Genomic DNA, 25,986 nt, shown 5'->3' with positions numbered 1-25,986 from the left:
ATTAATAATAAAAAGTGAACAAAGCACTGTGCAATACAAAAAAACATTAACTTCACAAATTAACTGCAGCTATATACTAAAGTAAAGAGTCCAAAGTTTCGTTTTCCCATCGAGGTCCAATAGGAGTAATGATTATTTCTCTCTTACCTTCGTCTACATCAGTTAAATCTACGACATTTTCATGTAAGTCCAAAGTTTTAGAATTCCCCTTAGAATACTCACCAATTTGCCTAATAATTTTTATTTCTAGACGTGACTGAGATAATCCTTCAACTTTTCCATCTCCCCATTCAACCACTGTAACTGCCTCATCAATAGATGAATCTAAATCTAAAGTCTCTAAATCATCCAGTGAAGTAATTCTATAAGCGTCAACGTGTATCAAATTAGGGCCATCAACCAAAGAAGGGTGTGCTCTAGCTACAATAAAGGTAGGTGAAGAAACTTGTCCACGTACATTCAGTCCAATACCCAATCCTTGAGTAAAAGTAGTTTTCCCAGCCCCTAAATCTCCAGAAAGCATAATTAAGTCACCAAAGCGTAATTTATGTGATAAATTTTTCGCAATAGCTTGAGTTTCTTCAACTTCATTTACTACATATCTAAAAGAATTATTCTCAGCTTGTTCACTCATATCTTACCTACACTACTTATTCAGATAAACAGTTTTTATACGTCCATTTATTTTTGTAACTATCTCATAGTTAATAGTTTGTGCATTTGCAGCTAAATCATCAGCAGTTACTAAATCACCGATAATTTTAACAGTTGCTCCTGCCGCAATATTATCTAAATTGTCTCCCAAATTTACCATAAATTGATCCATGCATATACGTCCAACTTGAGGATAAGTTTTCCCATTAATTTCTACTTCAGTATTATTTGATAATATCCTAGGCATACCGTCAGCATATCCGAAAGGCACTACAGCCACATAACTATCTTTATCAAGAGTATAAGTTCCACCATAAGAAATTTTTGTACCAGCAACAAACTTTTTGACTTGAATAACTTTTGTTTCTAGGCTCATCACTGGTTTTAACCCTAGTTGTTTACCCGTTGCTATTTGTATATTTGGAGTCAGTCCATACATAATTATTCCAGCACGCACCATGTCATAGTGTGTATCCGGGTGAAATAAAATTCCCGAGGATGCAGCTAAATGCTTGTACGGAATATGTAAGTTATTATCTTCACAAATACTTATTGCTTCTTCAAAAATATTTCTCTGATAGTTCGTGTAATCTGATTCTAATTCATCAGCACAGGCAAGGTGTGAAAAAAGACCAGTTGCAACTATATTGTCATGTCGTTTTATCTCTTTAACAAGGTGAGGTAAGTCTTGTATCTGAACACCGATTCTAGACATACCAGTGTCAACTTTAATATGCACATAAGCTTTTTTCTGGAAAACTTTTTCAGATTCATTTCCCACAACTTCAGTTTTTTTAGGGACAGATAGTTCCTCAGCCAAATTCACCTTTTCCAAAGCACAAATGACTTGTTGAAGCTGTTTTGTGTTCGAAATCGCTATATCAATATCACCTAAAATTACTTCCTGTAAGTCAGTATCTGGATCGTAAGTCCAGCAAAGCAAACGAGGATTATTCTTATCCGGTTTTTGGGCATAAAGTGGGCGTGCTATGTTCTGCTCATCTAGGTATTTACGCAAAACAAGAGCTTCACCAGTAGTTGCCACAGCCAAAAAACTAGCTCCATTTTCAAGTGAAGGAATAGCCAGCTCTTTCATTCCATGACCATAAGCATCAGCTTTCAAAACAGATAAAATCATAGTGCCATCGAGATATTTTTTTATAACATCAAAGTTATTTTTAAAAGCTGATAAATCAATAATTTTTTCAACTATTGCTTCGTCCATGACACACCTTCAATTCTTTTAATACCTTGTACAATACTAATACTAGAATTATCCGTTAGGTAGTACAATCGCAAATATTTCACACATCTTAATGTTTTCCTAAATATATTACTTTTAGAACTGTGCATTTGAAGAAGATGAGTGCCCAGCAAATTTACGAACAGCTTTTTCAGGAGCAAATTTCATTAAAAAGTAAGCTACTTTGTATTTCCAATTAGGCACAACGATAACTTTGCCTCTATTTAGTCCTTCAAGCGAATCTTCAACCACTTCTTCAACATTACACCACAAATACTTTGGCCATCTTGCATCTTTTATACTAGGAGCATTATGAAAGTTGGTACGCACTAATCCAGGACATAAAGCTGAAACATAAATACCATGAGCTTGAACTTCAGTTGCCAGTGACTTAGTAAAAGTTACAACCCAAGATTTTGCTGAAGCATAAGTACCCATAGCGCTAAAAGCTGCAACGGAAGCAACATTTATTATGGCTCCCCTCTTCCTCTTCTTCATAGAATGCACAGCAGCATGACTTAGCTTAAGAGTGGTTTCTACTAATACTTTCAGACCATAAATCTCTCTATCTAAATCCCCATCTACAAAAGGCTGAGCTATAGCAAATCCAGCATTATTTACGAGCAAATCTATAGGGTTTTCTGTATCTTTCAAGCGTTTTATAACTTTGTCTATATCTTTTTGCTGAGATAAATCTGCAACTATCACCTGCGTTTGCACTCCCATAATCTGATGGATATCTTCAGCAAGTCTTTGTAGCTTTTCTTCATTCCTAGCAACTAAAACTACGTTATGACCTCTGGAGGCTATTTGCCAACAAAATTCTTCCCCTATCCCACTTGAAGCTCCTGTAACTAAAGCTGTGCCAATACGTGTTTTAGGGTCAAAAATTCGCCTATTCAAGTTCAAAAGATTTTCACCACGTACTCTGTCTATTTCGTTTGGAAGAATTTCGTCTTTACACGTCATGCTTATCCTTGTCTCTATAGTTTCAAATTATTAGTTTTCATTGCTTATATTGTGTTTAGCTGATAATTCATCATTTAGTTTATTCCACTTTTGTCTATGTTCAATGTTGTATTTCTTTTCTCCAAGAAAAATATTGTAGGTTTGCTTATCAAGATCTATAAAGAGATACGAGCCTGCACTGCCAAAATGACCAAAGCTACGTTTAGAAGAAAGATTTCCCATCCAATGGTTAGTTTTACTCCCCTTGAGTTCAAATCCTAAGCCCCAAGCATGGTCATCAATTTCTAACATAGTGTTTAAATAAATTCCCGGTAAGAACAAATATTGTGTACAAGCCTTTTCTAAGAGTTTTCTAGGTATTAAAGTTGGGTTTAATAACTCTTGAGCGAATTTGCGTAAATCTTTCAAAGTAGCCCAACCATCTTTAGAAGGTTTTTTCTCATCTTTAAAAACAAAACAGTCTAAATCCAAAGGCTCAACTATTTCTTTTATAAGCAATTCCTCGTACTCTATACCTGTAATATCTGTTAAATACTCTCCAATAATTTCCATTCCAATATTTGAGTATTGCCTGTATTCACGTAAATTGTGTATGAATTCATATTTGTCAAAAGCTAATCCGCTAGTATGTGCTAATAAGTCAGCAACAGTCGCATTATTTGGCAAGAGTCTATCTTCTAGTGTTAAAAGGTTTTTATTAACCTGAATTAAAGTTAAATAAGTAGTAAAAAGCTTGGTGACAGAAGCTAATGGAAACTCCTTTTTAGTATCACCAAAGCTATATGTAACTTCACCCAATTTTCCAGTTTCATAGGCTACTTCAAAGCTAAATTCTTGCATTTTACTCTTAAAATATACGCTAAAATAACGTCTTAATTATATCTTATAAAATCAAAGCTATATAAGATTGTTACACACTTTCTTATATAGCTTTGATTATGGTTTTAATTATTAGATGTGATTTCTAGGCTATCACTTTCTTCTCGATAACTAATATCTAGGCTATCTCCATCTTTAACAGTATTACTCAAAATCTCTTTAGCCAGTTTATCCCCAATTTCTTTCTGGATTAGACGCTTTAGCGGTCTAGCGCCGTATGCTTTGTCATATCCTCTGGCTATTAAGAATTGCTTAGCCTTGTCATCAACCTTTATCTTAATGCGTCGTGATTTTAGCCTATCCATTATCTTTTGTAGCTGTAAATCAACAATCCTGCTTAGATCTTCCTGAGACAAAGGTTCAAAAATCAGCACTTCGTCTAATCTATTCAAGAACTCAGGTTTAAAATTAGCTTGCACAATTTGCATAATAGCGTCTGGTTTTTTCTCTTCTGGTATCTGCTCATCAATAATAATCGGAGTACCTAGATTTGAAGTCAAAATTAAAATAGTGTTAGTGAAGTCAACTGTACGGCCTTGTCCATCAGTCAATCTTCCATCATCAAGCACTTGCAAGAATATGTTGAAAATCTCAGGGTGAGCTTTTTCCACTTCATCTAGCAATATCACGCTATACGGTCTTCGACGAACAGCTTCAGTTAGCTGTCCACCCTCTTCATATCCCACGTATCCAGGAGGAGAACCAACTAGTCTAGAGACAGAGTGCTTGTCAGAGTATTCACTCATATCAATACGTACCATTGCGTGTTCATCATCAAATAGGAACTGAGCAAGAGATTTTGCAAGCTCAGTCTTACCCACACCTGTAGGACCTAAAAACATGAAAGAACCTGTTGGGCGATCTGGGTCAGAAATTCCAGCACGACTTCTACGAACAGCATCAGCAACAGCAGACACAGCCTTAGTCTGACCAACTAACCTGCGCGCTATTTCATCTTCCATATTTAAGAGCTTTTGCATTTCACCAGCTAAAAGCTTTCCAGTTGGAATACCAGTCCAATCCTCTATAACTTCAGCAATCTGCACAGGTCCAACTTTTTCAGCAACAAGAAGTTCTTCATCAGCGACCTCGTTTTCTTGTTCATGTATCTCAGTTGCTTCAATCTCACGTTCGATAGCTGGAATTTGCCAGTTTTGTAGTCTACCAGCTAATTCTAAGTTTCCATCACGCATAGCTAAATCAAGTTGAGTACGCAATTCATCAAGCTTTACACGTAAGTCTCCAATTTGGTTACGCGAGTGTTTTTGTGTTTCCCACTTGGACTCTAGCTCAGCCAATTGTGCTGATTTTCCAGCTATTTCTTCAAGTAGTTTATCTAGTCGTTCTTTACTTGCTTCATCATTATTTTCAGTTTGAGATAAGTATGTTTCTTCAATTTTTAGTCTATCAATTGTTCGACGCAAGTTATCTATTTCAACTGGAGAGGAATCTAGCTCCATACGCAATCTTGAAGCTGCTTCATCTATTAAATCAATAGCTTTATCAGGTAGTTGCCTACCACTTATATATCTATCAGAAAGAGTTGCAGCAGATACTAAAGCACTATCAGCAATCGTAATTTTATGGTGAGCTTCATATTTAGGTGCGATACCTCTGAGTATTGCAATCGTGTCTTCAACACTTGGTTCAGATACATATACTTGTTGGAATCTTCGCTCCAAAGCCGGATCTTTTTCTATATATTGTCTGTATTCGTCTAGGGTAGTTGCACCTATTAAGTGCAATTCACCACGAGCTAGCATAGGTTTCAACATATTGGATGCGTCCATTGATCCTTCAGAGTTAGCACCCGTACCGACAACATTGTGTAGCTCATCTATGAAAGTAATTATTTGGCCATCACTGTTTGTTATTTCGTTTAGAACTGCTTGTAGTCTCTCTTCAAACTCGCCTCTGTAACTTGCCCCAGCAACCATAGCAGTTAAATCTAAACTAACAAGTTTTCTATTTTTCAAACTATCAGGTACATCTCCTGCCACAATTCTTTGGGCTAATCCTTCAACTACTGCTGTTTTACCAACACCCGGTTCACCTATTAGAACAGGGTTATTTTTAGTCCGTCTTGATAATACTTGTATTAGCCTGCGAATTTGACTATCTCTGCCAATTATAGGGTCTAGCTTACCGCTTCTAGCTACTTCTGTTAGATCAGTGCTGTACTTTTCTAATGCTTGAAAAGTGTTTTCTGGATTTGCTGTAGTAATTTTTGTGTTACCTCTCATTATTTTTAAGTTTTCTCTCAAAGCGTTTAACTCTACTTTGTAAGTTTTTAAAATTTTCGAAGCTTTTGTTTTGCTTTGTAAAATAGCTATTAGTAGGTGTTCAGTTGAAGTATATTCATCACCGTTTTCACTAGCTTCTTTACCTGCATTATCTAGGATTTCTAAGAATTCTTTACTAGGTTGCGACGAAGAAGTATTTCCTGTAGCTGTAGGTAAATTCACTAACTCTTGCCTTATATTTCTACCAATAGCTTGTACATCAACATTGAGTGAACTTAATAGCGAAACTGCTATCCCGTCTGTTTGCTCAAGTAAGGCCTGTAACAAATGTAATGGTTCAGCTTGAGGATTGTTAGCAGCGGAGGCTGTTTGTATCGCTGCAACTAGTGCCTCTTGCGATTTAACCGTAAGTTTTTGAGTCATTTTCCCTCCTAAATGTCTAAGTATAGTTTCCCATAAAAATAAAGTTGAGTCTACTACGCTCAACTTTATTTCTACTTTTTTATCTTAGAGCGAAAGTGTTTGAACTCTATTCAAATAAAACTTACCTTACAGTAGTTACAAACCACCTAAAATTTGCCCAATAAAAACCTTACAAATAGTGGCTATAGGATAAACCATTGCATATCCAATAGCTACACGAGGATCCCCTTTAGTTATATTACTTGAGAAAGAAAGCAAAACTGATTGAGTTTGTGCTCCAGCAATAAAACCAGACAAACGAGTACCACCCATTTTCATAACATGACGCATTACCAAATATGAAAAACCACCTACAATGCTGGTGACCATAATGCCAAGCAGAAGAATCTTCCACCACATATCACTAGTGAAAGCATTCAAAATCTGACTACCACCATTTACACCAGCTTGAACTAGGAAAATGCATAGCCCTAACTCACATAAAACTTGGCAAGCAGTATACGGAATAGCAAGAGGAACCGAACCAATCTTACCCAAGTAACCAAAAATAATACCAACTAACATAGTGGCACTAGCAATACCTAGCGAAAAGTGTCCTCCCGGTAATGGGAACAAAGGTATCATTCCTACAAGCACACCAAATACAATGCCAAGCCCCAAAGCAACTGGGTTTATATCAATTAGTCCTTTAACAGAATCACCAAAATATTCATTAAGCTCTTTTATTTTATTCCAAGGAACAACTACCCTAACCCTGTCTCCTTGCTGTAAACGTAAATCAGGATCAGCAAACATATCAACATCGCCACGCCTAACTCGAGATACAGTAGCATTAAATCTACCTTCAACATTCAAATCCTTAACTTTACAGCCACTAAACTTAGGGTTAGAAATAGTAAACCTACACATATCCATTTCTGAACGGTCAGCATCTAAAGCAAACGAAGATTCATGTCCTAAAAAGTCAATCACTTCTTTAACAACTTTTTCAGAACCAACTATAGTAACTAAATCGCCTTCTCTCAAAAGTTGGTCTTCAGAAGGCAGAGAAACATGGCCATTTTCTCCATGCGCTAGACGAGGGAATTTAATTTTTGAACCATATTTTTTACTTATCTGTCCAATAGTCAAATTCAAATCACTCTCAACTCGCACAGTATGGGTATAAATCTTTTCAGGAGCATCCTTGTCTTTACGTCTATACCGCAAAGCCATATAACAGAAAATCATCATACCTAAAATGCCATAAATATAAGCAAGAGCATAACCAACGGTTGCTTCTTGTAAACTATTTGAAGCATTACCCACAGCTGAAAGCGTAGGAGTACTAGTCAAAGCCCCAGCGTAAGTACCACCAATTACAGCAGGTGACATTCCAAGCAAATAATAGCCTACGAAGTAGCAAGCCGCTGCTGAAAAAATTAGTATTAATAACAACCCAAGAATATGCCAGAAAGACTTACGCAAGATTTTAAAGAAGCTAGGCCCAGAGCTCATTCCTATAGTGAAAGTAAACAGGACCAACCCTAACGTCCCAAATTCAGCAGGAATAGATACTTCTATACCATAGTAGTGAGAAAAAGCACTATATCCCATAGAAACAAATAAGACAGCAGCTACGCCAAGACTAATTCCTCCAATCTTGACCTTACCAATTGCCATACCAATGAGTATTAAAACAAATAGAAGAAGAACTGTATTCTGAGCAAAAAAGTCAAGTATAGTACGCATAATCTCTCTAACGTAAAATTTACTGTGTACATAATATTAATATATAAATATTCACAAAACTATAGGTATATGAGAAATAATGCTTTAAATTTACTTCACTTATGGCAATTCATAAATAATCAACATAAAACTACTATACATCGTCGCACAGTTTATAATATTTTATCGATTTTAGCCTCATAATTATTTTATTCACTAAAGCCTTTACCTTGTAATACCGCAAATATCAGGACTGTATAATAAACTAACCTGAAATCTTAAAAAGATTGTGCAGGCTTCCATATTACCAAAGCACATGAATCGCCAGCTTCTTCTTTGATAGAGTAACGCATTCCTCTACGCATTGGGTGTATTCTTCCCTTAGAATCAGCTGTAAATACCCTGTTACTAGACTGTACTTGCATTTCTAGTTTCGCAATTTTAGACAAAAGATAGTCTTTTTCTTCTTCTAACTCGATTATTCTACGTATTCCTTCAAGATTTACTCCCTGCCTAGACATACGCTGAATATTTAAAAGCCTTTCAACATTTTTCAAGCTATAACGTCTACCCTTACCTTTTGTTCTACCAGGGATAACAAGTCCTAAGCGGTCATATTGACGCACAGTTTGAGGGTGCATATTAGCAAGAGCCGCAGCAACAGAAATAGGCATTAATGGCATACGCTCAATTTCTTCTTGATCATCATAATCATATTGCTCAAATTGTGTAAAAGTTAAACGAATGGTGCCATCTTCTTCTTCAAAAACATTTATTTCATCTGCAAAATTCTTAGCCATCTTATCACCACCACTATTTAACTAGTTACTTTAATATTATAAGTTCTTTTTCTCCATAAAAAGCTATTATATTTGTCACTACAATAACTCTTCACACCTTTTTGCATACCCTTTATTAGAAACTTTTGGTAACACTTATTTTCGAGAGCGCAATTATTCATTTTCTATATATACCAAGATATATTTCATATTATATGCCACTTTCATATAAATACTTAGCTTTAAGCGTTTAGGCATTTTAAAGCAAATATTGTTTTCAGCTTTTACTTCGAATACTAAAGCACAACTTTACCCGCTCTATAAAGCACTTAAACTAAATATTTCCCTAAGGCATAATATGTTCCAAAAAGCTTTCACGAGTTTTCGATTCAGCCTTGTTAACTTGTTCAGCCAACTGCTGGAGAACAACATTAGTATCATCGTCATCTATCTTAGGTAAGACAATCTGAACTTCAACGATTAAGTCACCAGTTCCTTTAGAAGTTTGCACACCTTTATTTGAAACGGTAATTCTGCTACCGCTGTCAGTTTTAGGTGGTATTGCAACATCAATTAACTCACCATTAAGCGTTGGAACTTGTATATCAGCACCAAGATAAGCTTCACTAAAACTAATCGGTGTTTTTATAACTATATCCTTACCTTCAAGTTTTAAATAAGGATCTTCTTTCACAGTAATAGTTACGACTAAGTCACCATTACTTCCACCAAATTCTCCAGGGTTACCTTTACCTGATATTTTAATTTTTTGTTTATCATTTATGCCCGCTGGAACATTTGCTGTAACCGTTTGCCCAGAAACATTTAGCTTTATCTTTGCACCTTTGATAGCTTGCCTAATGCTCAGAGTTATCTTAGCTTGCTTATCTTTACCTTTTTGAGGAGTAGCTGATTGCCTACCAGTATCTGCTTGTTCCCACATTCTACTAGCAGAACTACCATTAGAAGCAGTAGAAAATCCTCCGTTGAAAAGCCCACTAAATATGTCTTCAAAGCCACCAGCACTTCTTGTATTTCCTCGAGAAGCCCTGCCTCCTGAAAACATGGAACTGAATATGTCTTCAAAACCACCAGCACCACTACCAGCAGAAAAACGCGCACCACCACTACCCATGGTACGTAAAGCATCGTACTGTTGCCTATCTTTAGGATCAGATAATACAGCGTATGCTTCACCTATTTCTTTAAATTTCTCTTCAGCTTTTTTGTCATCAGGATTTTTATCTGGGTGATATTGACGAGCAAGTTTACGATAAGCTTTTTTAATTTCTTTATCGTCTGCGTCTTTTTTCACGCCAAGAGTGGCATAGAAATCCTTGTTAAGCCAATCTTGTGAAGCCATTTTTCCTTCTTCTCTAATTGTTACAGATGAACGAAATTTCTCAAAAATTTATAAATAGCGAATAAATCCTCATCGTGGCAATGTTTTTCTTATATGAATGGTATGAAAGCTAATTCTCCTTTTACACCAACCATATTTTGAATAGCAATTTTTGAAAACAGATAAGTTATCCCATGGAAGCCTACGAAACCTATGAAGTTAGCCTATCACAATATTTTCAGGTTATTCTGCTGAAATAAGTGTAATTATTAGCACCTTGTTGAATACTTCTGAGCTTTTATGATACTCGTTTTGCTCGTTTGCCTCATAAATATTGCTATTATTTTTTATAATAAGAATAGTCTATCCTCTTATACCAGCTTAGCTAATAATTATTCTGAAGGAGTAAATACAACAACCTTAGCAGCACGAATAATTTTATCTTCTATCTTCCAACCGCTTTGAATAATATCACCAATTTCTTCTTTGTCACTACTTGGATTTGGAGTAACTAGTAAAGCTTCATGCATATTCGGGTCAAATTCGTCATGAAAATTACCAAAGCGTTCAATTTTAAAATCAGTTTTTAAAGCTGTTTCAATTTTATTAACTATGGCAACAAATGGTCCATCGGTTAAATCTCCATGTTTCTTAGCAGCATCAATATCATCAAATACAGACAATAAGGATTCTACAACTGATTCAACTCCGGCTAACTTATAAGTAGAAATTTCAGATTTTGATCTACGCACATAATTAGAATACTCGTTTTGCAAGTTATAGTAATCAGCGTTAGATCTTGCTAGTTCATCTGTTAGTTTATCAATTTTTTCTTTTAACTCTAAGTTTTCTTCCTCTGGTGTTTTTGCACTCTCATCAGCAAGTTCACTATCTGTTGTTCCTGTTTCGTTTTCAGCACCAGATAGAGTTTCTTCAGCTTTTTGTTCGCATTCACATTGTGTTGATTCACCAGTATTATCATCTATCAAAGCTTCGCGAGTTTTCTTATCTTCAATATTGTCGTTCATTTATAGCACACCTAGTTAATAGAATTTTTAGCAGATATGTTTCTTGGGCCACCATCAAATTTGGTAGCCCAAGAACGGAAATTCACAATTATTTATTTTCGTCTTCGTCAACTACTTCCGCATCAATAACTTCTTCTTCAGGTGCTTGTTGTGCACTCTGTTCGGAAGCTTGTGCATTAGCATATAGTGCCTGACCGATTTGCTGAGCCTTTTCATCTAAAGCACTCATTGCAGTCTTGATAGCTTCAATATCTTCGCCTTCTAGAGCTTTCTTTACGCCATCGACAGCTTCTTGAACCTGTGAAGTTACATCAGCTGGAAGTTTTTCAGCATTGTCTTTCAAAAGCTTTTCAACACTGTAAACTGTCTGTTCAGCTGTATTACGTGTCTCAGCTTCTTCACGACGAGCTTTATCTTCATTAGCATGTGCTTCAGCTTCTTTGACCATACGGTCAATTTCTTCCTTAGGAAGAGCTGAACCACCAGTAATAGTCATGGACTGTTCTTTACCTGTACCTAGATCCTTTGCACTAACATGTACGATACCGTTTGCGTCAATGTCAAAAGTTACTTCAATTTGTGGAATACCACGTGGAGCTGGAGCAATTCCTGTCAATTCAAATGTGCCCAATGGCTTATTATCACGTGCGAATTCACGTTCGCCCTGGAATACCTGAATAAGAACTGATGGCTGATTATCTTCAGCTGTTGAGAAAATTTCACTACGCTTTGTTGGAATAGCTGTGTTGCGTTCAATCAGCTTCTGCATAAAGCCACCCTTGACCTCAATACCTAGTGACAAAGGTGTAACGTCAATAAGTAGAACGTCTTTACGATCACCTTGAATAACACCAGCCTGCAAAGCTGCTCCAACAGCAACTACTTCATCTGGGTTTACGCCCTTGTTTGGTTCACGACCACCAGTCAATTCCTTTACTACTTCTGTAATGGCTGGCATACGTGTTGAACCACCAACTAGAACTACATGGTCAATTTCACTTATTTTAATTCCAGCATCTTTAACAACAGCGTTGAATGGAGCCTTTGTGCGTTCAATCAAGTCAGCTGTCATATTTTGGAACTGAGCACGTGTCAATGTTTCTTCCAAGTGAATTGGACCATTTTCACTCATTGAGACATACTGTAAAGAAACGTCTGCTGATGTTGAAGATGATAGTGTTTTCTTAGCAGCTTCAGCAGCATCACGCAAACGTTGCAAAGCAATCTTATCTTTAGATAAGTCTACGCCATCCTTATTCTTTACCTGTTCAATCAACCAATCCACAATACGCTGATCCCAGTCGTCACCACCTAAGCGGTTATCACCATTTGTTGCACGTACCTGAATTGTTGAGAATCCATCTTCGTCTTTTCCAACTTCTAGCAAAGAAACATCAAATGTACCGCCACCAAGGTCGAATACCAAAATTAGTTCGTCTTCTTTGCCCTTTTCTAGACCGTAAGCAAGAGCAGCGGCTGTTGGTTCGTTAACAATACGTAGAACATTCAAACCAGCAATTTGACCAGCATCCTTTGTAGCCTGACGTTCAGCATCATTGAAATAAGCTGGAACTGTAATAACAGCATCAGTTACTGGTTCACCAAGATAAGCCTCAGCATCAGCCTTTAGCTTTGATAGTGTACGAGCTGAAATTTCCTGTGCTGTATATTTCTTACCATCGATTTCTGTAGACCAGTTAGTACCCATGTGACGTTTTACTGAAGCAATTGTGCGATCCACATTTGTCACAGCCTGACGTTTAGCAACTGTACCAACTAAAACTTCACCGGATTTAGAAAAAGCAACAACTGATGGTGTAGTACGTTCACCTTCAGCATTAGCAATAATTGTTGGTTCTCCACCTTCTAGTACTGCAATAGCAGAGTTTGTTGTACCTAAGTCAATACCTACTGCACGTCCCATTTTATCTCCTATTTCTATAAAGTTTCTAAACTTTAGCGTTCTGCACTCAACTTTACAGGATTGCTTTTTTAAAAGCAAGAGAGTTTTTTAAAACTTTAGTCTCTTAGGCTCAACTTTCAACTCTACTTTAGTATGTCTGTCATTTTTAACAAGAAAATAGAGTAGGATTTTTCATTGGTATTTCAAACTTTTCATGAAATTTTTGTTTCAGAAAAGTATTTGGTAACGAAAAAGAATTTCGCTATAAGAATAACTAAAATAGAGTAAATATAAGATGTACAGTGCATAAATTCAACTTTGGACGTATTATCGGCTGAACAATGCATAAGTTTAAAAAGTTCAATTGATAACTAAGTTCTATGAGCGTACATAGAGTGTGTTTGGTATAGTGTCTTCTATAAGCATGCGTATGTATGGTTCATATCTCAGAAAGCATGTAAAAAGTAGTAAAATGTTCTTGTTTTACACTCATTGTTAAAACGTAAGTAAGTTTTAGGGAAACTGCTATTTTATTACCCAATATCTACATACTACGGTACAAAATATAGATGTATGTATTTTTCAGGTAAGAAGATAAAATTTGTTTATTTGTTTGCGTTAACCTAATTTAGTACAGAGAAAATATATTATAAAAAAATAACAAAATGTATTGAAACTTATAAAATATATTTAAGATAGTTTTACACCACCATATTAAAATACATAAACTTTATAGCTCGTGTTACGTACGTATAGGTCTGTGACTTTTAAACATGTTTACATAAGGAACTACATATATTTCCCCTAAGTAGCTATTACAATACTTCTTATTACATTTAAAAGTAAGGTTTTATATATTTCATAGTCCGTAATAGTGTTTATACATACCACAAAAGCAGGTGTATAAGCATATATACTACCTTTTAGTAGTGTAGCTTACATGTTCAGTGAATAGTTTTAAAAAAAATATTTATGAGCAATCCCTAGTAAAACCCATTTTTCAGTAGTTAGTATAGATGAAAAAAGACCAGAGATAAGCAGGGATAAACAAAAATAAAACCAGAACAATAAAATATACAAGTATCCCTATGTAAGAAAAACTATGAGAACACACCTTTTTTTGGCAGAGTAACTGGCTTTCCCCTGACCCCTTTTTTTGTAATAGGGATAGGTTTTAGAAAATCCCAGCAAACAAAAAAATAAAAAAGACCAGAGATAAGCAGAAAAAATAGTAAAAGTAGTATTTTTGGAAAGTCAGCCCAAAGAACAAAAAACTATACCCAGAGAATAAACAAAATAAAACCACAGGGGAAGTAATAAAAGGAATACTAACCAACAACAATAATAATAGTAATAATAATAATTTGGATATAAAGTTATATGATACACAAACCCTATATATTCCCACACACTAATCCGAAGGTTTTACACCACTCCTTACCCCCTCCCTTCACAAGGGGTTTCATACGTGGGAACTCATACCCTCTACACGCATACCCCTGAACAAAAAATGTTTGTGTTTAAAAATATGTGTGTAAGAACAAAGAATAATACTAAACAAGAATCAAAGAATGTTTTTTGTGTTTAAAATACTTTAGGGGCTAGGACAAGAAACACTTTCTCATGTTTCCCTGTCCTAACCCCTAAACAAAACAAACAGTTTTTTATTGCGGCAGTGACTTACTCTCCCACACCCCCACGAGTGCAGTACCATCAGCGCTGCAGGCCTTAGCTACCGGGTTCGGAATGGTACCGGGCGTAACTCCCACGCTATGACCACCGCAAAAACCTATCAAACCACACCCCGACGGGTTGGTCATGAACCATATAGTAAAACGCGAACACCAAAACACTTTGTCAGAAAACAATACATACAATCCCAAAAAAAAATTTTTTTGTTTACATGTTTTTGTAGTTATCGGTCAATTAGTACTGGTCAGCTCTAAAAAACATTACTGCTCTTCCACATCCAGCCTATCAACCCACTAGTCTAGTGGGGACCTCAAACGAAACCTAATCTTGAAGCAGGCTTCCCGCTTAGATGCTTTCAGCGGTTATCCCTCCCGAACGTAGCCAACCAGCCATGCACCTGGCGGTACAACTGGCACACCAGAGGTTCGTCCGTCCCGGTCCTCTCGTACTAGGGACAGGCCTTCTCAAGTTTCCAACGCGCACAGCGGATAGGGACCGAACTGTCTCACGACGTTCTAAACCCAGCTCGCGTACCGCTTTAATGGGCGAACAGCCCAACCCTTGGGACCTACTCCAGCCCCAGGATGCGACGAGCCGACATCGAGGTGCCAAACCATGCCGTCGATATGGACTCTTGGGCAAGATCAGCCTGTTATCCCCGGGGTACCTTTTATCCGTTGAGCGACCGCGTTTCCACGAACCACGGCCGGATCACTAGTTCCTGCTTTCGCACCTGCTCGAGCTGTCACTCTCACAGTCAAGCTCCCTTCTACACTTACACTCGACACCTGATTGCCAACCAGGCTGAGGGAACCTTTGAGCGCCTCCGTTACCTTTTAGGAGGCAACCGCCCCAGTTAAACTACCCACCAGGCACTGTCCCTAGTCCGGATCACGGACCGAGGTTAGACAATCACTTGAACCAGAGTGGTATTTCAACAACGACTCCAACAAAACTAGCGTTCCATCTTCACAGTCTCCCACCTATCCTACACAAGCACAAGCGATCACCAATACCAAGCTATAGTAAAGGTCCCGGGGTCTTTCCGTCCTGCTGCGCGTAACGAGCATCTTTACTCGTAATGCAATTTCGCCGAGTTCATGGTCGAGACAGTAGGGAAGTCGTTACGCCATTCGTGCAGGTCGGAACTTACCCGACAAGGAATTTCGCTACCTTAGGATGGTTATAGTTACCACCGCCGTTTACTGGGGCTTAAATTCACAGCTTCAACAAAAAAATGTTTGACCGTTCCTCTTAACCTTCCAGCACCGGGCAGGCGTCAGTGCGTATACATCGTCTTACGACTTCGCACGCACCTGTGTTTTTAGTAAACAGTCGCTTCCCCCTGGTCTCTGCGACCCACACCAGCTCCACCAGAAAAAATTGGCTTCACCAGGTAGGCCCCCCTTCTCCCAAAGTTACGGGGGCATTTTGCCGAGTTCCTTAACCATGATTATCTCGATCGCCTTAGTATACTCTACTCAACCACCTGTGTCGGTTTAGGGTACGGGCGGCTAACACCTAACGTCGAGGCTTTTCTAGGCAGCATAGGATCACCCACTTCCACAAAAAATGTGTCACCATCAGACCTCACCCACATGTTCCCCGGATTTACCTAGGAAACGGGCCACATCCTTAGACGTGCATAACCATCAGCACGCGGAGGCTACCTTTCTGCGTCACCCCTGTTAACACGCTAACCTACTAAAAACATTAACACAAAAACCAGCAACCAACCCTTTCCCCGAAAGAAAAAAGAAAAGCCACCAGCGTTCACGAAAACAATAAAGTTCAGTTCCTTACGGTGTTTCGCCGGTACCAGAATATCAACTGGTTGTCCATCGACTACGCCTGTCGGCCTCGCCTTAGGTCCCGACTATCCCAGGGCGGATTAGCCTAGCCCTGGAACCCTTGGTCATACGGCGGGAGAGTTTCTCACTCTCCATTCGCTACTCATGCCTGCATTCTCACTCGTGTACAGTCCACCCCTAGATCACTCCGAGACTTCACCCCACACACGACGCTCCCCTACCCATCCACACACCTGAACCAACCATCAAAGGGCGGCTTAGCAAAAAAAGTGTGAATGCCACAGCTTCGGCGGTGTACTTAAGCCCCGCTACATTATCGGCGCGGAATCACTTGACCAGTGAGCTATTACGCACTCTTTCAAGGATGGCTGCTTCTAAGCCAACCTCCTGGTTGTCTATGCAACTCCACATCCTTTCCCACTTAGCACACGCTTAGGGGCCTTAGCTGATGATCTGGGCTGTTTCCCTCTCGACTACGAAGCTTATCCCCCGCAGTCTCACTGCTACGCTCTAACTATACCGGCATTCGGAGTTTGGCTAACGTCAGTAACCCGGTAGGGCCCATCGGCCATCCAGTAGCTCTACCTCCGGCAAGAAACACGTAACGCTGCACCTAAATGCATTTCGGGGAGAACCAGCTATCACGGAGTTTGATTGGCCTTTCACCCCTACCCACAGCTCATCCCCTCCATTTTCAACTGAAGTGGGTTCGGTCCTCCACACGCTCTTACACGTGCTTCAACCTGGCCATGGGTAGATCACCCCGCTTCGGGTCTAGAGCATGCGACTAAAACGCACTATTCATACTCGCTTTCGCTACGGCTACCCCACACGGGTTAACCTCGCCACATACCACTAACTCGCAGGCTCATTCTTCAAAAGGCACGCCGTCACCCCTCAAGGCTCCGACGGATTGTAAGCATCCGGTTTCAGGTACTATTTCACTCCCCTCCCGGGGTACTTTTCACCATTCCCTCACGGTACTAATACACTATCGGTCACCAGGTAGTATTTAGGCTTACCAAGTGGTCTTGGCAGATTCACACGAGATTCCACGGGCCCCGTGCTACTCGGGAACGCATCAAGCAAGTGGCTGAAATTACACCTACACGACTATCACGCTCTACGGTCACTCTTCCCAAAGTGTTCAACTATAACAACCATTTATAACTCACCCAGCATGCGGCAGCACACTGAAAAAACACGCCCCACAACCCCACACACGCAACAACTGCCGTCTATCACACGCGCATGGTTTAGCCTCCTACGCTTTCGCTCGCCACTACTCACGCAATATCTCTTCCTAAGGGTACTAAGATGTTTCACTTCCCCTCGTTCCCCCAACACCCTATATATTCAAATGCTGGTAACAAGACACAACTCTTGCTGGGTTCCCCCATTCGGACACCCTCGGATCAAAGCTCGTTCGCCAACTCCCCGAGGCATATCGCAGGCCACAACGTCCTTCATCGGCTCCTGGTGCCAAGGCATCCACCGAATGCTCTAAGCAACTACAAAACAAAAAAATGAGACCAAAAAAAATTCTCTAACAAACATTACAACAACAAAAAAACCCAAAAAAACGGATCCTCTTGTCATAGATGCTCGCGTTCACTATACAGTTCACAAACAACCCACCAACACAAACCACCACAACCCCAAAACAAGGACCGCGACAAAATAAGCATGGCAAACAAAAAAAAGAAACAACAAAAACTGTTGCCCCTAAACCAAACAGCGCATCCACCCCCGCACCAACCCAAAACAGGCCAGCAAACAAACGAGGTCTTCCATGACGTTCCACCCAAAAAAAACAAAACACAACCACAAACAAACCAACCCAAAAAACAAAGGGTCCAATGCAAACAGTCATGCCAAAAAAGACAAACACAAACCAAAAACAATAATAATAAATGATTTGCGGTCTCCTTAGAAAGGAGGTGATCCAGCCGCACCTTCCGGTACGGCTACCTTGTTACGACTTCGTCCCAATCGCTAATCCCACCTTCGACCACTCCCCCCAAACGGTTAGGCCATGGGCTTCGGGTGTTACCAACTTTCGTGACGTGACGGGCGGTGTGTACAAGGCCCGAGAACGTATTCACCGCAGCGTTGCTGATCTGCGATTACTAGCGACTCCACCTTCATGGGGTCGAGTTGCAGACCCCAATCCGAACTGAGACCGGCTTTAAGAGATTAGCTCAACCTCACGATATCGCAACCCTCTGTACCGGCCATTGTAGCATGCGTGAAGCCCAAGACATAAGGGGCATGATGATTTGACGTCATCCCCACCTTCCTCCGAGTTAACCCCGGCAGTCTCTCACGAGTCCCCACCACAACGTGCTGGCAACATGAGACAAGGGTTGCGCTCGTTGCGGGACTTAACCCAACATCTCACGACACGAGCTGACGACAACCATGCACCACCTGTACACCAGTCCGAAGACTACCACATCTCTGCAGCATCCCAGTGTATGTCAAGCCTTGGTAAGGTTCTTCGCGTTGCATCGAATTAATCCGCATGCTCCGCCGCTTGTGCGGGCCCCCGTCAATTTCTTTGAGTTTTAGCCTTGCGGCCGTACTCCCCAGGCGGGGCACTTAATGCGTTAGCTACGGCGCAGAATCCGTGGAAACAGACCCCACACCTAGTGCCCAACGTTTACGGCATGGACTACCAGGGTATCTAATCCTGTTCGCTCCCCATGCTTTCGCTCCTCAGCGTCAGTAACAGCCCAGAGACCCGCCTTCGCCACCGGTGTTCCTCCTGATATCTGCGCATTTCACCGCTACACCAGGAATTCCAGTCTCCCCTACTGCACTCTAGTCTGCCCGTACCCACTGCACGTCCAGGGTTAAGCCCTGAAATTTCACAGCAGACGCGACAAACCACCTACGAGCTCTTTACGCCCAATAATTCCGGACAACGCTCGCGCCCTACGTATTACCGCGGCTGCTGGCACGTAGTTAGCCGGCGCTTCTTCTGTAAGTACCGTCAACCCCCACAAAAAGAGCCTTCTCCCTTACTGAAAGAGGTTTACAACCCGAAGGCCTTCATCCCTCACGCGGCGTCGCTGCATCAGAGTTTCCTCCATTGTGCAATATTCCCCACTGCTGCCTCCCGTAGGAGTCTGGGCCGTATCTCAGTCCCAGTGTGACCGGTCACCCTCTCAGGCCGGTTACCCGTCAAAGCCTTGGTAGGCCATCACCCCACCAACAAGCTGATAGGCCGCGAGCCCATCCCCCACCAGAAAAAACCTTTCCAACAATCACCATGCGGCAAAAGCTGAATATCCAGTATTAGCCACCGTTTCCGATAGTTATCCCAAAGAAGGGGGCAGGTTACTCACGTGTTACTCACCCGTTCGCCACTAATCCACAAAACCCCGAAAGGAAATGCTTCATCGTTCGACTTGCATGTGTTAAGCACGCCGCCAGCGTTCGTCCTGAGCCAGAATCAAACTCTCCGAACAAAAACCAAACAAAAAACAAATTCAGCCCTTGAACAAAAAGCCCAATAAAAGCAAAAAACAAAAAAACAACACCAAACACCCAAAAAAGAGCACTCAGCATCATCAAAAAAATAAATGGCATCACAAAAATAAAAGACACACTGTTCAGTTCACAAACAACAAAACCCAAGAAAGCCCAAAACCCCCACCAAAAAAAAGCAGAAGCCCCGAAAACAAACCAGGAAAAACACAAACCCTGACACAAAAAGCATCAAAGCAACAGACAAAAACTATACACCCCCAACCACACACAACACAACACAACAAACACCCGGGCGTGTCACACCAAACAAAAAAAAACAATTCATTAAACATTTATAACGTTTTTATTTACAAAGTAAATTTGAAGTATTTTACCTGTATAATCGATACACAAAGAGAGAACTTGTTATTACATATATTTGTATACTTTACTATTTCAACATATTCGAAGAACTAATTCTATTTCATAATCCAGATATTTTTATAATATTCGAGCGCACGAACTACTTATATCATTCTTACCTATAAGGAGAAAATCGTATGAAATATAAACTTTATTTAAACGCTAGATTTCAACCATATATTCGCTACGAGTTCGAAGATATACTTGAAAACTTTCTAACAAACCGTAATTTAGGGTCTTTAATAGGAGGTAAAACTACCTTTGAAAAAACTGGAGAAATAAAATCATGCAATATTGATTTTGTAACTTTTTCTACCACAGAACTATCCGATTATGAGATTCAAATATTTCAAGAATTGTTTGAAAACACTCCTATCCCTAAAGGATCTGAATTGAAATCTTTCCCATCAAATACTATAACTCCATTGGGAACCTTAGAAGGTCTTGGCTTGTATTTAAACGGAAAAGATTTACCAGATGAAGTATACGCTAATAATGACGTAAACGATTTGAATGACCTCATACTTGAAAGACTTGAAAACGAAGCTGAAATTATGAGTTATTCAGAATACGAAACTTTCACAGCACTATACTATTACGGTTTATCTTATTCGCAAATGCTAGAAAAAATAAAAGATGTGGTTTCTTCCAATCCCTTGTGTAAAAAATCAAAAATAATTCAAATAGCGTAAGATAAAAAGGCAAAGGGAGTAAGTAAGTAAGTAAGTAAGTAAGTAAAAATAAGTAGTTACACACTCTAAAGCTAAGATTAGATAAGTATTTACCACGTTGAATATAAAGTTTCTATATAAAAGAATACTATCTTGCTTCTAAGTTAATTCAGGTTATACAAATGATTATACGGACGCTTATCCACATTACAATGACAAAATAAAACCAAAAGTAATCATAAACAAAAATAACAAAATCTAAAAATTTCGCACAGGATTTATAAAGTAATTCTCCCCTCAATTTTTATTTATAAAATCTAGGGCATTAATCAGAGTTGAACAATACTTATAACCGAAGCTTATAGATTATCAGGAAGCTCTTATTGCTTATAGAATGAATTTTCTCTTTCTACTTATCTTACTTCGAAGCGTAAAGTAGTCATATATCCTCTACTTTAATAGTCTTGATTTCAACGGTAACAGGAAAACGGAGATATAAACCACCCATATTTACTTGAACGTATGAAGTGAATCAAAGGACAAACAGTATTCAAATAACTTGTTATAAATATATGCTTGCACACTTAACAACCAAAACGTATTTTCGAGGAGGCATACATTATATCTCTGCATAGTAATTCTGGTGTACAAATCGTGTAAGTATTTTTGCTTAGTGTGTTGTCCTGAGTAGTTTTGTAGAATACACCAACCTTCGATGTCCCTACAAAAACTGTCTAACACAGATTTTACTTAGCAAACCTATCCTGTGCATTTTACTTATTGCTTACAGTAGTGGTCATTCTCGCTTTGAGACAATGTCTCATCTACATTTACTCATAGTGTTGTATTGTATACGTTGTAGTACAGAATGAGGCGTTCAACACTTTGACCAAAAGACACTCTTACATAACATTGCATGGTAAGCAGTATTAGGTACTTTTAGCTACAGTGGAACATTCCGCACACCTTAGATAACATATACCCTTGAACACACTACTTACAACAGACTCACAAATACCACTATAAGCTATTCACACCATAGATACACTTTCCACCACAAAACAGAGTGCTAAATTTTTAGTCAACAAAGTCACAAATGCTCCTATAAGAACATTCATGCTTTACACACTTTTGAACGAAACAACACCATATTGAACAACCTTGCGCAAAATATACTCTCAAAAATTACCGTTCAAAACAAATACATTAAAAAATATTTTACCCATAAGAATGCACACAAAAACAATCTATAAGTTATCACACAAAACACCATCTAAAGTACTTACAAACAAAAACTATCTAACTCAAACTCTCTCCACAAAACAAAACGAACACTTCCTTTACTCAGCAAAACTTCACACGCCCTACTAAAAACACAATACCCCCCTCTCCACACAGCTTAAACACTCTCATAACCAAAATCTCACACACTCATCAATAAAAAACAAATACCTACCCTACTCACTTAAACAACACCTTAAGAACTGCTTAAAAATAACCTCACACTCATTACTACTTACAACGGTGTTACCGTTGAAAAAGAGCATAACTAATGTTAAGAATTCGTAAACTACCTACTACTGGTGTTGAGGGATTGTTTACTGGTTTAGTGACATTGTTGTTTGCTGGATGTGTCTTTGGTCTTGTTAGTAGAAAAGGATGCAAGAGCAGTCATAGGAACCATTCACACTTTACATACTTTGAACGAAACAACAACACCTTAAACAACACTACTCAAAAACACACACTCAAAAATTACCATTCAAAACAAATACATTAAAAAATATTTTACTCATAGTAATGCGGGCAAAAAAACAATCTCACAATTATTACATATAAACACTATAGTAAGTACTTACAGACAAAAACTATCTAACTCAAGCTTTCTCCACAAAACAAAACAATAACTCCCTTAACAAAACCTCACAAATTCGCGAAAACACAACACAAATCCTTCTCATACAACTTGAGCATTTTCAAAACCAAAATCCCACACACTCATCAATACTTACTCTACTCACTTATAACAGCATCTTATAAACTACTCAAAACAACTTCACACACATTTCTAGCTATAACACACTACCTTACACACACTTTCCACCACAAAACAGAGTGCTAAATTTTTAACCAACAAAGTCATGACCTCTTTTGAATATATCAAACATAAAACACTACTAGACAAAACACCCTACCCAAAACCCCCTGCTCAAAAATTACCATTCAAAACAAATACATTAATACTTTCATTATAGTAATGCCTCTTGCCTACATTGCTTAAAACACAACCCCACGTACATCCTACTTATAGTACTTCTTCAGATGCTTCTACTTAATACACTATCCCAACCACATATCTCAGGTCATGTACTTCTTGTACACCTCTTTTAAATACTTTTAGCTCTTACACTATCAATATGTATAAGAGCTAAGAGCAAAATCAATATCTACGAACTATCTACCATTTCAACAATACAGTGAGTAACTTATAGATAAATAATTCAGTAAAGCAGATAAATAGTCCACAAATATTTCAATATAAACATCTATAAAACATTTCTAGATATTACCTGTTATATATTTCTAGGCACTAAACCTATCATATAAAGCAAAATACCTAGATTCCTTGAAAAGGAAACCAAAGGCTCCTTTCACCTCTTTTAATAGGTCCGTGTTCTTTCAAAATAAATGAGCGAACAAAAATTGCAAATGCAATCAGTAACAACAACCCACCTATGACAAAAGAAGCTGGCTTGTACAAGAAAATAATAATTCCTGCGACCACTAATGTTGCAACGTTATTTCGATAAATATCTTGTTGATACTCTGGCAAAGAATCATAATCTAAAAGGTAAAAAACATGAATGTACGAAACACAAGCTGCAATAGTAAACATCACAAGTGTAGATAATTCAGGATTACTAATAAAACGAATTATCCCAATAGAACCAACAACGCTGTAGGCAAGTATTTCAAGGAAATGTGCAAATCCTTTTCGCATGTTATACTCCAATCACATGAGAAACCATAGATATAGGAATTGAAGAAGCTAACCGTCAATGAGTAAGTTTAACCAAGTCTTTAATACTTTTTGACTGCATGCTTAACAAGATATCTGGAAAGTTTTCCCCAAGTATTTTGTTCTACCCAAGTATATACACTGCCCCAGTTAATATCTACCAAATCAGCCCTGGAATAATCCCCTATAGGACACACGTTACATAGCCTATAACACCACGTTTTTCATGCGATACTATAAGAATATTGAACCCCTTAGCTGTACCTTCTGCTTTAGATACAGGCAGTCCCTATAAATCTCCTTTATAGGTTTGTCTAACTTTATATAATCCATCATCGCCTTTTTCAATAACCTTTGTAAATAAAATTTCAAATCCTTCTTCAAATTTATTAGCTAAGCGGTTTTCTATTGGATTAGTAACGTTGGAATTAAATTTTTCATTGCTTCCACTCATAACTACCGGTGTTTTACCATGTATATTTGCATTAGCAACTCCTACTGGAGCAATAATAAATAACTAACTTAGCGAAAGTGCCGTTATAGTTCCTACTATTTTAGAATAACGTGAGTTTTTCATAGTGATTCCTTTCTTATATTGTTTCACTCACATCATTGTGTTAAAACTTGTCCAAACTCTTTTATACAACCATTAAAGTTGTGTGACCTAAATCACACTTTAAATATTGTTCACCTTGTTCAAAAAGTCAATTCAAAAGGAGAAATATTATGTATCAGTTTTATAAATAAATAATATCTATTCTATTATCTTTTACCTTATCTTTGCCATTTATTAATAATTAAAAATAAATAAAGTCCATACACCCAAAATCTTCACTAACACACCAACATAGAAATGCTAAATAAGGCAAAATAAAACAATAATAAGTCCAAAGTAAAAAAGTTTATCTTCAAATATAAAAGCTATCTAATACGCCACTAACTAAAACACCTAAAATAATTACAAAGTAAACACTACACGATTCATTTCACGAATAATATACCTTTGATTCATCAAAAAATAAACATCCAATCAAAAAGATAAGTAATAAATACAAAAGCTCACAAACCACTTACCGAAAGCAAAACAAACGCAACTACCAAAAAACCTACTTCTGACTTACATCTTCCCAACCACGCAAATAATCACTCATTTTATTCATCTATAAAAACCACTACATACATTGCACTCAATACACATGTCTTCCCTAAGATAAAAACCTTCCCCCACTTTGCTCAAATAAATACTTTTTCTTCTCATACCACACAAGCGTTTGTAAAATACTTCACAACTAGAACTCATATAATAAATAGAGAAATACTAATAACAAACTAGCTACTCATCACTAATAACACAGCTACATATAAAGTTTTAGATTTCACTAAGCACACCTCAAAAATATGAATAGGGCTAAAAACAAACTAAACTAAGTAGTAAAACTTACCTGTCAAAAGCACAAAATACGACAGTAATCAAAAGTTTATAAAAATACTTATAGCCGTACCCTGGCTAGTAGTAAACACAAAAAACAAAGCTCTAAATAAAATTACTCAAAAAACACACTACCACACATATTTTGGTAGTTATAACCGCCTCTACTTAAATTATGTTCCTACTATTCCAAATATAAAAAACATATACTACAAATAAGAACATACGTAAAACACAGTATTGCCGACTACCTAATACATACAGCACCTACAAAACACAAACATTACTAACTGC

Annotated in this window: 13 protein-coding genes and 3 rRNA genes; 1 reads left to right on the top strand and 15 read right to left on the bottom strand. The window is 38.2% G+C overall.

The window, feature by feature from the left end; translation table 11 throughout:
- Window positions 1-76 precede the first annotated feature (76 nt).
- From tsaE to HCQ94_RS01250, 13 genes are all read right to left on the bottom strand, one after another.
- Window positions 77-634 (bottom strand): tRNA (adenosine(37)-N6)-threonylcarbamoyltransferase complex ATPase subunit type 1 TsaE, encoded by a 558-nt coding sequence (gene tsaE / locus HCQ94_RS01310; RefSeq protein ID WP_166981160.1) that lies wholly within the window; start codon window positions 632-634, stop codon window positions 77-79.
- 12 nt (window positions 635-646) lie between these two features.
- Window positions 647-1,879: an alanine racemase gene (gene alr / locus HCQ94_RS01305; protein ID WP_166981157.1), complete on the bottom strand. Its 1,233-nt coding sequence runs from the start codon at window positions 1,877-1,879 to the stop codon at window positions 647-649.
- 114 nt (window positions 1,880-1,993) lie between these two features.
- Window positions 1,994-2,866 (bottom strand): SDR family NAD(P)-dependent oxidoreductase, encoded by an 873-nt coding sequence (locus HCQ94_RS01300; protein WP_166981154.1) that lies wholly within the window; start codon window positions 2,864-2,866, stop codon window positions 1,994-1,996.
- Window positions 2,867-2,896: 30 nt separating this feature from the next.
- Complete coding sequence (locus tag HCQ94_RS01295; protein WP_166981151.1) at window positions 2,897-3,706, bottom strand: serine hydrolase domain-containing protein; 810 nt, start codon at window positions 3,704-3,706, stop codon at window positions 2,897-2,899.
- Between the two features lie 104 nt (window positions 3,707-3,810).
- Window positions 3,811-6,411, bottom strand: coding sequence for an ATP-dependent Clp protease ATP-binding subunit (locus tag HCQ94_RS01290; protein ID WP_166981148.1), 2,601 nt, complete (start codon window positions 6,409-6,411; stop codon window positions 3,811-3,813).
- A 135-nt stretch (window positions 6,412-6,546) separates the two neighbouring features.
- Window positions 6,547-8,142, bottom strand: a complete 1,596-nt coding sequence (locus HCQ94_RS01285; protein ID WP_166976927.1) for an aspartate:alanine exchanger family transporter — start codon at window positions 8,140-8,142, stop codon at window positions 6,547-6,549.
- 257 nt (window positions 8,143-8,399) lie between these two features.
- Window positions 8,400-8,921, bottom strand: a complete 522-nt coding sequence (locus HCQ94_RS01280) for a heat shock protein transcriptional repressor HspR (RefSeq protein WP_232525737.1) — start codon at window positions 8,919-8,921, stop codon at window positions 8,400-8,402.
- A 325-nt stretch (window positions 8,922-9,246) separates the two neighbouring features.
- Window positions 9,247-10,263, bottom strand: coding sequence for a DnaJ C-terminal domain-containing protein (locus HCQ94_RS01275; RefSeq protein ID WP_166981145.1), 1,017 nt, complete (start codon window positions 10,261-10,263; stop codon window positions 9,247-9,249).
- Window positions 10,264-10,634: 371 nt separating this feature from the next.
- Entirely contained in the window at window positions 10,635-11,270 is a 636-nt protein-coding gene (locus tag HCQ94_RS01270; protein WP_166981142.1) for a nucleotide exchange factor GrpE, read from the bottom strand.
- Window positions 11,271-11,358: 88 nt separating this feature from the next.
- The gene (gene dnaK, locus HCQ94_RS01265) at window positions 11,359-13,194 is read right to left on the bottom strand and encodes a molecular chaperone DnaK (RefSeq protein ID WP_166981138.1); all 1,836 of its coding nucleotides are present in this window, start codon (window positions 13,192-13,194) and stop codon (window positions 11,359-11,361) included.
- Between the two features lie 1,646 nt (window positions 13,195-14,840).
- Window positions 14,841-14,957, bottom strand: a 5S ribosomal RNA gene (gene rrf / locus HCQ94_RS01260).
- A gap of 122 nt (window positions 14,958-15,079) precedes the next feature.
- Window positions 15,080-18,194, bottom strand: a 23S ribosomal RNA gene (locus HCQ94_RS01255).
- Between the two features lie 415 nt (window positions 18,195-18,609).
- A 16S ribosomal RNA gene (locus HCQ94_RS01250) occupies window positions 18,610-20,149 on the bottom strand.
- The 16S, 23S and 5S rRNA genes sit together here, the layout of an rRNA operon.
- Window positions 20,150-20,710: 561 nt before the next feature.
- On the opposite strand from HCQ94_RS01250, the gene HCQ94_RS01245 reads away from it, so the two are divergent.
- Window positions 20,711-21,265, top strand: a complete 555-nt coding sequence (locus HCQ94_RS01245) for a hypothetical protein (protein WP_166979108.1) — start codon at window positions 20,711-20,713, stop codon at window positions 21,263-21,265.
- A gap of 2,596 nt (window positions 21,266-23,861) precedes the next feature.
- Here the strand turns inward: HCQ94_RS01245 and HCQ94_RS01240 are convergent.
- Complete coding sequence (locus HCQ94_RS01240; RefSeq protein ID WP_166982793.1) at window positions 23,862-24,245, bottom strand: hypothetical protein; 384 nt, start codon at window positions 24,243-24,245, stop codon at window positions 23,862-23,864.
- Window positions 24,246-24,552: 307 nt separating this feature from the next.
- Window positions 24,553-24,717: a hypothetical protein gene (locus HCQ94_RS01235; protein ID WP_166982795.1), complete on the bottom strand. Its 165-nt coding sequence runs from the start codon at window positions 24,715-24,717 to the stop codon at window positions 24,553-24,555.
- Window positions 24,718-25,986 lie beyond the last annotated feature (1,269 nt).

The organism is Actinomyces sp. zg-332 (assembly GCF_011751945.2).
GTDB lineage: Bacteria > Actinomycetota > Actinomycetes > Actinomycetales > Actinomycetaceae > ZJ293.
The sequence above is the reverse complement of the archived record's forward strand: the minus strand, read 5'-3'. Positions and strand labels throughout refer to the sequence as shown.